This window comes from Nocardiopsis metallicus (assembly GCF_014201115.1).
Taxonomy (GTDB): Bacteria; Actinomycetota; Actinomycetes; order Streptosporangiales; family Streptosporangiaceae; genus Nocardiopsis; species Nocardiopsis metallicus.
The window spans coordinates 3,083,081-3,095,435 of record NZ_JACHDO010000001.1 but is presented as its reverse complement, the minus strand read 5'-3'; the positions used below and the strand labels follow the sequence as shown (position 1 = coordinate 3,095,435).

Here is a 12,355-nt window from a genome sequence, read left to right as displayed (position 1 = left end):
GATCTGTGGAAAACGACCTCGTTCGAACGGCTGTTCGCCTATAGTGGTGGTGTCCTGGTGCCTGAGCACCGCGGACACCACCACTTCTGCGTGGTGGAAGAAACCGTCACAGGCGATCGTTAGTCTTGTCGGACGGGGAGGGGCCTCATCCTCCGCCCACCCCTCAGCGGCCCGGTTCCGGGGCCGCGGCGGCCCCGGGGGGTCTGCGACCGCCGCAAAGCGAAGCCACACACGGGTCCACCGACGTCACCCGACGTGGTCCACGTCCTGTGCGTCAGAGCCGAAGGATGTCTCACTCGATGGTCGAACAACTCGTGGTCCGTGGAGCACGGGAGCACAACCTCAAGGACGTGTCCCTGGACCTGCCACGCGACTCCATGATCGTGTTCACCGGCCTGTCCGGTTCGGGCAAGTCCTCGCTTGCCTTCGACACGATCTTCGCCGAAGGGCAGCGCAGATACGTCGAGTCCCTCTCGGCGTACGCCCGCCAGTTCCTCGGCCAGATGGACAAGCCCGACGTCGACTTCATCGAGGGGCTCTCCCCCGCGGTGTCCATCGACCAGAAGTCGACCAGCCGCAACCCGCGGTCCACGGTGGGCACCATCACCGAGGTCTACGACTACCTGCGCCTGCTCTGGGCCCGCGTAGGCGTTCCGCACTGTCCGGAGTGCCGTCGCGAGATCGCCCGGCAGACGCCGCAGCAGATCGTGGACCGGGTCATGGAGATGACCGAGGGCACCCGCTTCCAGGTGCTCGCGCCGGTCGTGCGCGGCCGCAAGGGCGAGTACGTCGAGCTCTTCAAGGACCTGCAGTCCAAGGGCTACACGCGCGCCGTCGTCGACGGCCAGGCGGTCCGGCTGGACGAGGCGCCCAAGCTCGGCCGCTACGACAAGCACGACATCGCCGTGGTCGTGGACCGGCTCAGCGTCAAGCCGGGCGCGGAAGGGCGGCTCACCGACTCGGTGGAGACCGCGCTGAAACTGGCCGGGGGCACCATCGTCCTGGACTTCGTGGACGTGGAGCCCGAGGACCCCGAGCGCGAGAAGGTCTTCTCCGAGCACCTGTACTGCCCCTACGACGACCTCTCCTTCGAACAGCTCGAACCGCGCTCCTTCTCCTTCAACGCCCCCTACGGCGCCTGCGCCGACTGCTCGGGGCTGGGCACCCGCATGGAGGTCGACGCCGACCTGCTGGTGCCCGACCCGGAGAAGACCCTGGCCGAGGGCGCCATCGCCCCCTGGTCGGGCGGGCCCAACGGCGGCTACTGGGAACGCATCCTCAAGGCGCTGGGCGAGGCCGTGGGCTTCGACACCGACACGTCCTGGGAGCGGCTCCCGCGCCGCGCGCGCAAGGCCATCCTGGAGGGCCACGACACCCAGGTGCACGTCAGCTACCGCAACCGGTACGGGCGCAACCGCTCATACTACACCGAGTTCGAGGGTGTGGTGCCCTGGGTCAAGCGCCGCCACTCCGAGGTGGAGAGCGACCACACCCGTGAGCGGCTCGAGGGCTACATGCGCTCGGTGCCCTGCCCCACCTGTGAGGGGACCCGTCTCAAGCCGGTGGTCCTGGCGGTGACGGTGGGCGGCAAGTCCATCGCCGAGGTCGCCTCCATGGCGCTCAGTGAGAGCGCGGCCTTCCTGGCCGATCTGCGGCTCTCCGACCGCGACATGGTCATCGCCGCGCAGGTGCTCAAGGAGATCAACGCCCGGCTCGGCTTCCTGCTGGACGTGGGCCTGGACTACCTGAGCCTGGCCCGCTCCTCCGGTTCGCTCTCGGGTGGGGAGGCCCAGCGCATCCGCCTGGCCACCCAGATCGGCTCCGGCCTGGTGGGTGTGCTCTACGTCCTGGACGAGCCCTCCATCGGCCTGCACCAGCGCGACAACGCCCGCCTGCTGGAGACCCTCCAGCGGCTCCGCGACATCGGCAACACGCTCATCGTGGTCGAACACGACGAGGACACCATCCGCGCCGCCGACTGGGTGGTGGACATCGGCCCCGGCGCCGGTGAGCACGGCGGCCACGTGGTGGTCTCGGGCATCGTCGACGAACTGCTCACCTCGACCGAGTCGATGACCGGCGACTACCTGTCCGGCAGGCGCGTCATCGAGCTGCCGGCCTCGCGGCGCCCGCTCACCAAGGGGCACGAACTCGTGGTGCGGGGCGCGCGGGAGAACAACCTGCACGGCATCGACGTCTCCTTCCCGCTGGGCGTGTTCACCGCGGTCACCGGTGTGTCCGGTTCGGGCAAGTCCACCCTGGTCAACGAGATCCTGTACAAGGCCCTGGCCAAGGAGCTCAACGGGGCGCGCAACGTGCCCGGCCGTCACCTGCGGGTCAACGGTATGAACAAGGTCGACAAGGTGGTGCACGTCGACCAGAGCCCGATCGGCCGCACCCCGCGTTCCAACCCGGCCACCTACTCCGGTGTCTTCGACCACGTGCGCAAGCTGTTCGCGCAGACCACCGACGCCAAGACGCGCGGCTACCAGCCCGGCCGGTTCTCCTTCAACGTCAAGGGCGGCCGCTGCGAGGCCTGCTCCGGTGACGGCACGCTCAAGATCGAGATGCAGTTCCTGCCGGACGTGTACGTGCCCTGCGAGGTCTGCCACGGGGCCCGGTACAACCGGGAGACCCTGCAGGTGAAGTACAAGGGCAAGAACATCTCCGAGGTGCTGGACATGCCGATCTCGGAGGCCCTGGAGTTCTTCGAGCCGGTCAACGCGATCCGCCGCCACCTGCAGACGCTGGCCGACGTCGGGCTGGGCTACGTGCGCCTGGGCCAGCCCGCCACCACGCTCTCGGGCGGTGAGGCCCAGCGGGTCAAGCTGGCCGCCGAGCTCCAGCGCCGCTCCACCGGCCGGACCGTGTACGTGCTCGACGAGCCCACCACCGGTCTGCACTTCGAGGACATCCGCAAGCTCCTGGGCGTGCTCAACCGGCTGACCGACACCGGGAACACGGTGATCGTCATCGAGCACAACCTCGACGTCATCAAGACCGCGGACCACGTCATCGACATGGGCCCCGAGGGCGGCTCCGGCGGCGGCACGCTCGTGGCCGAGGGCACCCCGGAGGAGGTCGCCGCGGTGGCGGAGTCCTACACCGGACAGTTCCTGGCCAAGATGCTCTGACCCGAACAGCCCCGAACAGCGGAGCCCGCGCCGTGCCCGCACGGCGCGGGCTCCGCCATGGTGTGCCCAGCATGGGCAGTTGCTTGGAGGTGGAAGTCCTCTAGAGGAAGCGGCAGTGCTAACTCTGAGCCGGAGGCAACGGCGTCACCGCGAGGTGGGGTCGGGAGGAAGCCCGAGGCGAAACCCTGCACTGAGGAACACGAACCGCATACAAGGCAGTCCGGTCGGGGTGAGCCAGCCATGGATGGCGAAGCCCGTCACTGCCAAGACGGCCGGGGTGTAGATGCGGCAGGCGTAGGGGGAAAGTAGCTGTTCTTACCTGGGGAGGTCTGTCCGGGTGTCGGTTGTGCTGAGTATGTCGCCGCGCCGACGGCCGCGACCGCAAGGGAGCGGCTGACCGGGCAGAAGTCAGCAGAGGTCGTAGTACCAGCCGGGATCGCTCGTGGGCTGGGAAGGGCCGAACGTCAAATGGGACAGAGGAACCGGTGCCGCTCGTGCTGGTCACACAGATCGCAGCCACCCCGCCGAAGGCGGGCCTGCGGTGGGAGGGGACGGTGCATTTCCGTTGAGTACCGCCGTAGAGCGTAGTGACCTGTCGGCGCGGCCTGGAGACGATGTCCACCACGGCCAGGGGGATCTGTGGCAGCGAATGCTGTCCAGCGCGAACCTGGCCGCGGCGCTCGAACGGGTCGAGACCAACCGGGGTGCCCCGGGTGTGGATGGAGTCACTACCGCTGATCTGCGGGGATGGCTGCGCGAGCACTGGGAGGGCGTTCGGGAAGAACTCGACGCGGGGAGATACCGGCCCTCGCCGGTCCGCCGGGTGATGATCCCCAAGCCCGGGGGCGGCGAGCGGATGCTGGGTGTTCCCACGGTGCTGGACCGTTTGATCCAGCAGGCCATCGCGCAGGTCCTCACCCCGATCTTCGACCCGGAGTTCTCCGGGTCTTCGTTCGGGTTCCGTCCCGGCCGGTCCGCCCATCAGGCGGTGCGGGTCGCGCGGCGGGCTATTGAGGACGGCCACCGATGGGTCGTGGACATCGACCTGGACCGGTTCTTCGACCGGGTCCAGCACGATGTGTTGATGGCCCGGGTGGCGCGCAGGGTTGACGACCGCAGGGTGCTGCGACTGATCCGGTCCTTTCTGGAAGCCGGGATCATGGCGGACGGGGTCAAGATGCCGAGCGCGCAGGGGACCCCGCAGGGGTCTCCGCTTTCGCCGGTCCTGTCCAACATCATGCTCGACGACCTGGATCGGGAGCTGTGGCGTCGCGGTCACCGGTTCGTGCGCTACGCCGATGACATCCGTGTCTTCACGCGTAGCAGGCGGGCCGCTCACAGGGTGCTCGACTCGATCACGGTCGTGGTCGAGCAGCGGTTGAAGCTGAAGGTGAACCGGGAGAAGTCGAAGGTGGTTCCGGCATCCGTCGCGACGTTGCTGGGGTTCGGTTTCTACTTCACCCGGGCCGGGGTGCGTATCCGGGTCGATCCCAAGGCGCTCAGGCGCTGGAAGGTGCGGATCCGGGAGCTGACCTCGCGCCGGTGGTCGGTTGCGATGGAGTATCGCATCGGCCGGTTGAACCGGTTCATCGTCGGGTGGATGGGTTACTTCCGGCTCGCGGACACCCCCAGGGTGTTCCAGGGGTTGGATGAATGGCTCCGCCGCAGGATGCGGCAGGTCCGTTGGAAGGAATGGAAGCGGGCCAGGACCCGCCGCCGGATGTTGCGCTCGCTCGGTATCTCGGATCGTGTGGCCCGGGACTGGGCGATCAGCAGCAAGGGGTACTGGCGGATCGGTGGCTCGGTCGTCCTTCAGCAGGCGCTGCCCAACTCCTACTGGGAGGGCTTTGGTCTGCGGATGCTCAAGCCGACCTGGCAGCGGTTGAGATCAGTTTGACGAACCGCCGGATGCGGGCCCGCATGTCCGGTGGTGTGGGGGGAGGGCCGGGCGACCCGGCCCTCCTACCCGATCTTGGGCGCATGTTCGCACGACTGCGCGCGGTGACCATCGACTGTCCGGACGCGAGCGCCCTGGCCGACTTCTACTCCGAGCTTCTCGGCCTGCCCGTCACCAGGCGCGACGCCGACTGGGCGCGGATCGGCGACGGCAGCTCTCCGGGCATCGAATTCCAGCAGGTCAGCGACCACCTACCCCCGGCTTGGCCGGACCCGGAACGGCCCCAACAGGTGCACTTCGAGATCGAGGTCTCCGACATCGAGGCCGCCCAGGAACGGGTGCTGGCCATGGGCGCCCGGCTGCTGGCCGTCTGCGAGGACGATCCGGGCAACCTCTACCGGGTCTACGCCGACCCTGCTGGCCACCCCTTCTGTCTGGAGTTCTCGCGCTGACCACTCGTGGTCCGCCCTCGCGGGGAACTTGCCGCTTCGCGTACTTTGTCGGTTGAATTTCCTTCACCCCGCGAAGAACCGAGTTCCCCCGAGCCAGAGAGGGCCACGTGCCTCTACACCGCGAGTTCCACAAGACCCAGCCTCAGAAGCTTCCCGCGGGGAGCTGGCGCAGCCTGAGGTTCGACGTCGACGACCAGGGGCGTGAGGGTGAGTTCTACGCGCTGGTGGGTCAGGGCGAACCCCAGGGGGCCCTGTACGACCTGTCCGTGGGCGTGGTCCTGGACGAGGTCGACCCCGGCTCGGAGGTGCAGCTGCGCGCCAGCGAGTACGTCAGGACCCGGGACGGGTGGGAGGTCGCCCGCGACCGGCCGATCGACAGCCCGGTGCACGCGGGCGGCAAGGCCCACTTCACCTACTCCTGGAAGGACTACCTGGAGCCGGGCCGCCGGGTCCGCATCCGGCTGGCCCAGTACGGGCGCTCCCCGGCGGTGATCCTCAGGGCCGAGGCGACCGCCTTCTACTGGCCCGAGGGAGGGTTCGCGCCGGAGGCGCAGCCGGTGCGGGAGCAGGCTGGTCAGTACGGTCAGCCCGCCCCCTACGGTCAGTCCGGTTACTACGGGCAGTCCGGTCAGTATCCGACACAGGAGCCGGGCGTTGGCCAGCCGCCCGTCTCCTACCCGCCGTACGAGGTTTCCGGTGGCTACCAGCCCCCGGCTGACGGTGGCTACCAGCCGCCCCGGCAGGGCTACCCCGGGCAGGCTTGACCGGGGGCGGTGCGGGGCACCCCACCTGAGCTACTACAGTTCGTAGTGGAATTCAGGCGCAGGTGAGGAGCGTTCGGTCGTGGCTGGAAAGAGGGCATGCGGGTGCGGGGTGAGCAGGCGCCGTCTGCTCGGTACGGCCGGGGCGGCGGCCGCCGTCACCGCTGTGAGCGCCTGTGGCGAGCCTCCCAGCCCGCAGGAGGTGCGGCGCGGTCACGTGGTCGGTCAGACCACGGACGTGCCGGAGGGCGGGGGGAAGGTGTTCAGCCACAGCAAGCTGGTGGTCACCCAGCCGGAGGAAGGCGAGTACAAGGCCTTCAGCGCGGCCTGCACCCACGGCGGCTGCACGGTGCAGGAGGTCGACGGTGAGGTGATCCGCTGCCTGTGCCACGGCAGTGAGTTCGACATGGTCTCGGGGGAGCCGCTGGCCGGTCCGGCCAAGGAGCCCCTGGCGCCCTTCACCGTCACGATCGACGGGACCGACATCATCCTCGACTGATCACGCGGTCGATCACCGGGTGCAGAACGACGGAGCCCCACCAGGCGCTCCTGGTGGGGCTCCGTCATGGTCCGTTCTGCGGGGTGGGGCGCGGTTCAGACCTCTTCGGCGTTGCCGGACTGCGCGGTCCCGTTGCTGCTGTCGTGGACAGCGCCGGAGGCGGCGGTGGCCCGGCGAAACGCCGAGGTCGGGAACTGCTCGGCATAGGAGGACTCCTCCTCGGTGCCGCCGACGAACTCGGTGCGCTTGCGCGGCAGGGACTGCGGGTAGTTCTCGACCAGCCAGGTGACCAGGTGCTCACGGATCTCGCAGGCGATGTTCCACTGGTTGCCGGTGTCGGAGGCGCTGGCCACCACACGGACCACGACCTCACCGGACTCGGTGACGTCCACGACCTGGCAGGACCAGCTGCGCCCGTCCCAGAACTTGCTGGCGGTGATCAGCTTGCCGGCCTCCTCGCGCAGCTCGCCGACAGGCACCTCCCAGTCCAGGGGCAGCTGTACCTTCGCGGTGATGTTGGTGCCGGACTTGGTCCAGTTCTCGAAGCTGGTGGTGGTGAAGTTGGCGACCGGCACGACCAGGCGGCGCTCGTCCCAGATCTTGATGGTGACGTTGACCAGGCTGAGCTCCTCGACCCGCCCCCACTCGCCCTCGACCACGACGACGTCGCCGATGCGCAGGGCGTCGCTGAAGGCCAGCTGGAGTCCGGCGAACAGGTTGCTCAGGGTGGACTGGGCGGCCACACCGGCGACGATACCGATCACACCGGCCGAGGCCAGAAGACCGGCGCCGAGCGCGCGGACCCCTTCGAAAGTGAACAGGATCGCGGCGATCGCCAGGACGACGACGACGGAGGTGATGACCCGTCGCAGCAGCCGTACCTGGGTCTGGAGCCGACGGGCCCGGCGGTCCGCGTCGCCGTTGCGCACCGACAGCCGCTCCAGGACCATGTCGGTGGCCGCGTACGCCAGGCTGAGGATCAGCGCGGTCAGTGTGCCGATCATGAGGATCGTCATCGCGTGGTCGATGGTCTGGAAGGTGCTCCAGGGCACGTCTCCCCGGCTGGGGAGGGCCAGGTTGGCACCGACGACCGCGGCCGCGGTGTAAGCGGTCACCGCGGAGCGCGAGACCACGTAGCGGGCCATCGGCCAGACCTTGCCCAACTTGTGGTTGAGCAGCCACTGGAACACGAAGACCAGTGTCATCGAGATCGCGACGGCGACACCGATCGCGATCCATTGGGCTGGAGACACGACGAAGATCCCCCTTGTCGTTCATGTCGGAAGGTTCGGCTGTACCCGCCCAACCTAGAGCATCAAGATATGCAATCGTGACGTTTGGTTGAACGAATCGTGCCTAAGTGATCCGCTCCACGGAGCGCCTCGCGCGGGCGAGTGGCCGTCTGTCCCCGGGACAGACCAGAATGGGGGCATGGCTGCGACTCCTCACCTGCGCCCCGCCCCCGGCTCCATCCCGACCGCACCCGGCGTCTACCGCTTCCGGGACGCCGCTGACCGGGTCATCTACGTGGGCAAGGCCAAGAACCTGCGGTCGAGGCTGTCCTCCTACTTCCGTGACTTCGCCGGGCTGCACCCGCGCACCCAGCAGATGGTCTCCACCGCCGCCGACGTGGACTGGACCATCGTCGGCACCGAGGTCGAGGCCCTTCAGCTGGAGTACTCCTGGATCAAGCAGTACGACCCGCGCTTCAACGTCAAGTACCGCGATGACAAGAGCTACCCCTATCTCGCAGTCACCCTCAATGAGGAGTTCCCCCGAGTACAGGTGATGAGGGGGGCCAAGCGCAAGGGGGTGCGTTACTTCGGTCCCTACTCCCACGCCTGGGCGATCCGGGAGACGGTCGACCTGCTGCTGCGGGTCTTCCCGGTGCGTACCTGCTCGGCCGGGGTCTTCCGGGGCGCGCGCAACAGCGGCCGCCCCTGTCTGCTCGGCTACATCGGCAAGTGCGTGGCCCCGTGCGTGGGCAAGGCGAGCCCGGAGGAACACCGCGCGCTGGCCGAGGACTTCTGCTCGTTCCTGGCCGGTGACACCGGGCGCTTCATGCGCGAGCTGGAAAAGCGGATGAAGGAGGCCGCCCGTGAGATGGAGTACGAGCGGGCCGCGCGCGTCCGCGACGACATCGAGGCCCTGCGCGCCGCCCTGGAGAAGCAGGCCGTGGTCCTGCCCGACTCCACCGACTGCGACGTCATCGCGATGGCCGAGGATCCGTTGGAGGCGGCGGTGCAGATCTTCCACGTCCGGGGCGGCCGTATCCGCGGCCAGCGCGGTTACGTGGTGGACAAGGTCACCGACGCCGGTGCGGGCGAACTCATGCAGACCTTCCTGCGCCAGCTCTACGGCGCCCTGGACGGCAGCGAGGAGACCGAGGGCACCGGAACGTCGGTGCCGCGCGAGGTCCTGGTCTCCCACGAACCCGACGACCCCGAGGCGGTGGCCGGCTGGCTGGCCGAGCACCGGGGTGGCGCGGTGGACCTTCGGGTGCCCCAGCGCGGCGACAAGAAGTCCCTCATGGAGACCGTGGACAAGAACGCCCGCGAGGCGCTGGCCCGGCACAAGACCCACCGGGCCGGGGACCTGAGCACCCGCGGCCGCGCCCTCAACGAGATCCAGGAGGCGCTGGAGCTGCCCGAGGCGCCGCTGCGCATCGAGTGCTTCGACATCTCCAACCTCCAGGGCGAGCACGTGGTGGCCTCCATGGTGGTCTTCGAGGACGGACTGGCCCGCAAGTCCGAGTACCGGCGCTTCTCGGTGCGCGGCAGCGGGGCCGGGGGCGCCGAGCAGCACGACGTCGCCGCCATGTACGAGGTGGTCAGGCGCAGGTTCCGCCGCTACCTGGAGGAGAGCTCCCGCTCGGGTGAGGTCGCGCGCATGGGTGAGCTCGGCGGCCACAGCGGTGAAGGCGGTCAAACAGCGCGCGGCGGCGGTGTGACCCAGGGCTCAGAGGAGGAGCCGGCCCCCGGAAAGTTCGCCTACCCGCCTAACCTGGTGGTGGTGGACGGTGCCCGGCCCCAGGCCGAGGCGGCACAGCGCGCGCTGGAGGAGCTCGGGATCGAGGACGTGGCGGTCTGCGGCCTGGCCAAGCGTCTGGAGGAGGTGTGGTTGCCCGGCGACGAGGACCCGGTGATCCTGCCGCGTAGCGGCGAGGGCCTCTACCTGCTCCAGCGGGTGCGCGACGAGGCGCACCGCTTCGCCATCCAGTACCACAGGCAAAAGCGCGCCAAGGCGCTCACCGGAAGCAGCCTGGACGAGCTCCCGGGCCTGGGCCCGGCGCGCAGGACCGCCCTCATCAAGGAGTTCGGCTCGGTGAAACGACTGGCCTCGGCGAGCGCCGAGGAGATCGCGGCGGTGCCCGGGATCGGCCCCAAACTGGCCGAGTCCGTGCACGCGCACCTGTCCGGTGGCCCCGGCCGGAAGGACGGGGAGGGTGACGGGGCGACGGCAAGGCAGAGTACAGACGGGGGAGGAGACACATGACGGTCGAACTGGGTGGGGAGCTGCCGCCCGAGGTGGTCATCGTCACCGGGATGTCCGGTGCGGGCCGGAGTACGGCGGCCAGGGCCCTGGAGGACCTGGACTGGTTCGTGGTGGACAACCTGCCACCGGGCCTGCTGCCGACGATGATCGAACTGGCGGGCCGCACCCACGGGGCGGTCCCCAGGGTCGCCGTGGTGGTGGACGTGCGGTCGCTCGCCTTCACGGAGGACCTGCTGTCCACGGTGGAGGAGCTGCGCAAGCGCGACATCACCGCGCGCGTGCTCTACCTGGAGGCCGGGGACGACGCCCTGGTGCGCAGGTTCGAGGGGGTACGCCGACCGCACCCCCTCCAGGGTGACGGCCGGGTGACCGACGGCATCTCCCGCGAGCGCGAGACCCTGCGCGCCATCCGCGGCGAGGCCGACCTGGTCATCGACACCTCCCAACTCAACGTGCACCAGCTCAAGGCCCGGGTGATCGGGTTCTTCGGGGAGAGCGACGAGGTGCGCCCGCGCGCCAACGTGGTCTCCTTCGGTTTCAAGCACGGCCTGCCCGTGGACGCCGACCTGGTCCTGGACTGCCGCTTCCTCCCCAACCCCCACTGGGTGCCCGACCTCAGACCGATGAGCGGCCGCGACGAGCCGGTTCGTGACTACGTGCTCTCCCAGGACGGCGCCAAGGAGATGTTGGAGGCCTACTCGGAGGTGCTGAAGCTGACGATCGCCGGCTACCAGCGGGAGGGCAAGCACTACATGACCCTGGCGGTGGGCTGCACCGGCGGCAGGCACCGCAGCGTGGCCATGACCGAACAGTTCGCCGAGCGTTTGCGCGGGCAGGGCGTTGACGTGCACGTGGTCCACCGGGACGTGGGCCGCGAATGACCTACGGGTGACGCGCGCCCTCCCGTCGAGTGAACCGAATCGCCAAGAATGGCGTCTTCCCTTACATTGGCCCGGTCATTATCGGTGCCGGTCCGGCAAGGGACCGGGACACGGCGGGCCGGGGGCGCGGGGCGGCCGTTCGCACATCCTTCGGGGTGCGGTCCGAAGCGTCCACCGGACACGGGACGAGGAGGCAGGCCCAAGGCATGTCGAAGATCACCGCTCCGGACGGGGACGACGCCTCGCGTCCGCCCCGGGTGGTCGCGCTGGGGGGCGGGCACGGCCTGCACGCCTCGTTGTCGGCGCTGCGCAGGGTGACCACGGACGTCACGGCGATCGTGACGGTCGCCGACGACGGCGGCTCCAGTGGCCGGCTGCGCGAGGAACTGGGTGTGCTTCCACCCGGGGACCTGAGGATGGCCCTGGCCGCGCTGTGCGGGGACGACGAGTGGGGGCACACCTGGAGCCAGGTGCTCCAGCACCGGTTCCGTTCGGAGGGCGATCTGCACGGTCACGCCGTCGGCAACCTGCTGATCGTCGCGCTCTGGGAGTTGTTGGGCGACTCGGTGGCCGGTCTGGACTGGGTGGGGCAGCTGCTCGGCGCCCACGGCCGGGTCCTGCCGATGTCGTCGGTGCCGCTGGAGATCTCCGCGGAGGTGTCGGGGATCGACCCGCGCGAACCCGAGGCGCTCACCACGGTGCGCGGGCAGGTGGCCTGCGCCAGCACCAGTGGTCGGGTGCGGTCCGTCTCGCTGATCCCCGAGGACCCTCCGGCCAGTCCGCAGGCGGTCAAGGCGGTGCGCGAGGCCGACTGGGTGGTGTTCGGGCCCGGGTCCTGGTTCACCAGTGTGCTGCCGCACCTGCTGGTGCCCGAGCTGGCCCACGCCCTGGTCACCACGCGCGCCAAGCGGGTGGTCGCGCTGAACCTGTCGCCCCAGAAGGGGGAGACCGAGGGCTTCCGGCCCGAGACCTACCTGGAGGTACTGCGAGAGCACGCGCCCAAGCTGGGGGTGGACGTGGTGCTGGCCGACACCGGGACGGTGGAGGACACGGCTCCGCTCACCTCGGTGGTGGGTGAGCTCGGCGGCCGTCTGGAACTGGCCGATCTGAGCAGGGGGGACGGGACTCCGCGCCACGACTCCGACAAGCTGGCCGCCGCTCTGGAACGGATTCTGACGAACTAGCGCGGGCTCCGCGGACGTGATGATCGGGGCCCGGCCGGGGTGGCGGTGACCT

At 69.3% G+C, this 12,355-nt stretch carries 9 protein-coding genes; 8 read left to right on the top strand and 1 reads right to left on the bottom strand.

Features of this window, described 5'->3' with window-relative positions:
- Positions 1–299 precede the first annotated feature (299 nt).
- From uvrA to HNR07_RS13380, 5 genes are all read left to right on the top strand, one after another.
- Complete coding sequence (gene uvrA / locus HNR07_RS13400; protein ID WP_184365277.1) at positions 300–3,134, top strand: excinuclease ABC subunit UvrA; 2,835 nt, start codon at positions 300–302, stop codon at positions 3,132–3,134.
- Between the two features lie 649 nt (positions 3,135–3,783).
- On the top strand, positions 3,784–5,031 hold the full coding sequence (gene ltrA, locus HNR07_RS13395) for a group II intron reverse transcriptase/maturase (protein ID WP_184360845.1): 1,248 nt from the start codon (positions 3,784–3,786) through the stop codon (positions 5,029–5,031).
- Between the two features lie 83 nt (positions 5,032–5,114).
- Positions 5,115–5,483: a VOC family protein gene (locus HNR07_RS13390; RefSeq protein ID WP_184365276.1), complete on the top strand. Its 369-nt coding sequence runs from the start codon at positions 5,115–5,117 to the stop codon at positions 5,481–5,483.
- Positions 5,484–5,590: 107 nt separating this feature from the next.
- Positions 5,591–6,247: a hypothetical protein gene (locus tag HNR07_RS13385; protein WP_184365275.1), complete on the top strand. Its 657-nt coding sequence runs from the start codon at positions 5,591–5,593 to the stop codon at positions 6,245–6,247.
- 109 nt (positions 6,248–6,356) lie between these two features.
- On the top strand, positions 6,357–6,743 hold the full coding sequence (locus tag HNR07_RS13380; RefSeq protein WP_184365274.1) for a Rieske (2Fe-2S) protein: 387 nt from the start codon (positions 6,357–6,359) through the stop codon (positions 6,741–6,743).
- A gap of 95 nt (positions 6,744–6,838) precedes the next feature.
- Here the strand turns inward: HNR07_RS13380 and HNR07_RS13375 are convergent, their stop codons facing one another.
- Positions 6,839–7,996, bottom strand: a complete 1,158-nt coding sequence (locus tag HNR07_RS13375) for a mechanosensitive ion channel family protein (RefSeq protein WP_184365273.1) — start codon at positions 7,994–7,996, stop codon at positions 6,839–6,841.
- A 178-nt stretch (positions 7,997–8,174) separates the two neighbouring features.
- Between HNR07_RS13375 and uvrC the strand changes: the two genes are divergently transcribed.
- The 3 genes from uvrC to HNR07_RS13360 all read left to right on the top strand — a co-directional run bounded on the left by uvrC (position 8,175) and on the right by HNR07_RS13360 (position 12,303).
- Positions 8,175–10,238, top strand: a complete 2,064-nt coding sequence (gene uvrC / locus HNR07_RS13370; protein ID WP_184365272.1) for an excinuclease ABC subunit UvrC — start codon at positions 8,175–8,177, stop codon at positions 10,236–10,238.
- Positions 10,235–11,119: an RNase adapter RapZ gene (rapZ, locus tag HNR07_RS13365; RefSeq protein WP_184365271.1), complete on the top strand. Its 885-nt coding sequence runs from the start codon at positions 10,235–10,237 to the stop codon at positions 11,117–11,119. The genes uvrC and rapZ overlap by 4 nt, the downstream gene beginning before the upstream one ends.
- A 206-nt stretch (positions 11,120–11,325) precedes the next feature.
- Positions 11,326–12,303: a gluconeogenesis factor YvcK family protein gene (locus HNR07_RS13360; RefSeq protein ID WP_184365270.1), complete on the top strand. Its 978-nt coding sequence runs from the start codon at positions 11,326–11,328 to the stop codon at positions 12,301–12,303.
- Positions 12,304–12,355 lie beyond the last annotated feature (52 nt).

Bases quoted from the DNA above. Each gene is read 5' to 3' on its own strand.
- uvrA (WP_184365277.1), top strand. From the start codon at position 300: ATGGTCGAACAACTCGTGGTCCGTGGAGCACGGGAGCACAACCTCAAG.
- ltrA (WP_184360845.1), top strand. From the start codon at position 3,784: ATGCTGTCCAGCGCGAACCTGGCCGCGGCGCTCGAACGGGTCGAGACC.
- HNR07_RS13390 (WP_184365276.1), top strand. From the start codon at position 5,115: ATGTTCGCACGACTGCGCGCGGTGACCATCGACTGTCCGGACGCGAGC.
- uvrC (WP_184365272.1), top strand. From the start codon at position 8,175: ATGGCTGCGACTCCTCACCTGCGCCCCGCCCCCGGCTCCATCCCGACC.
- rapZ (WP_184365271.1), top strand. From the start codon at position 10,235: ATGACGGTCGAACTGGGTGGGGAGCTGCCGCCCGAGGTGGTCATCGTC.
- HNR07_RS13360 (WP_184365270.1), top strand. From the start codon at position 11,326: ATGTCGAAGATCACCGCTCCGGACGGGGACGACGCCTCGCGTCCGCCC.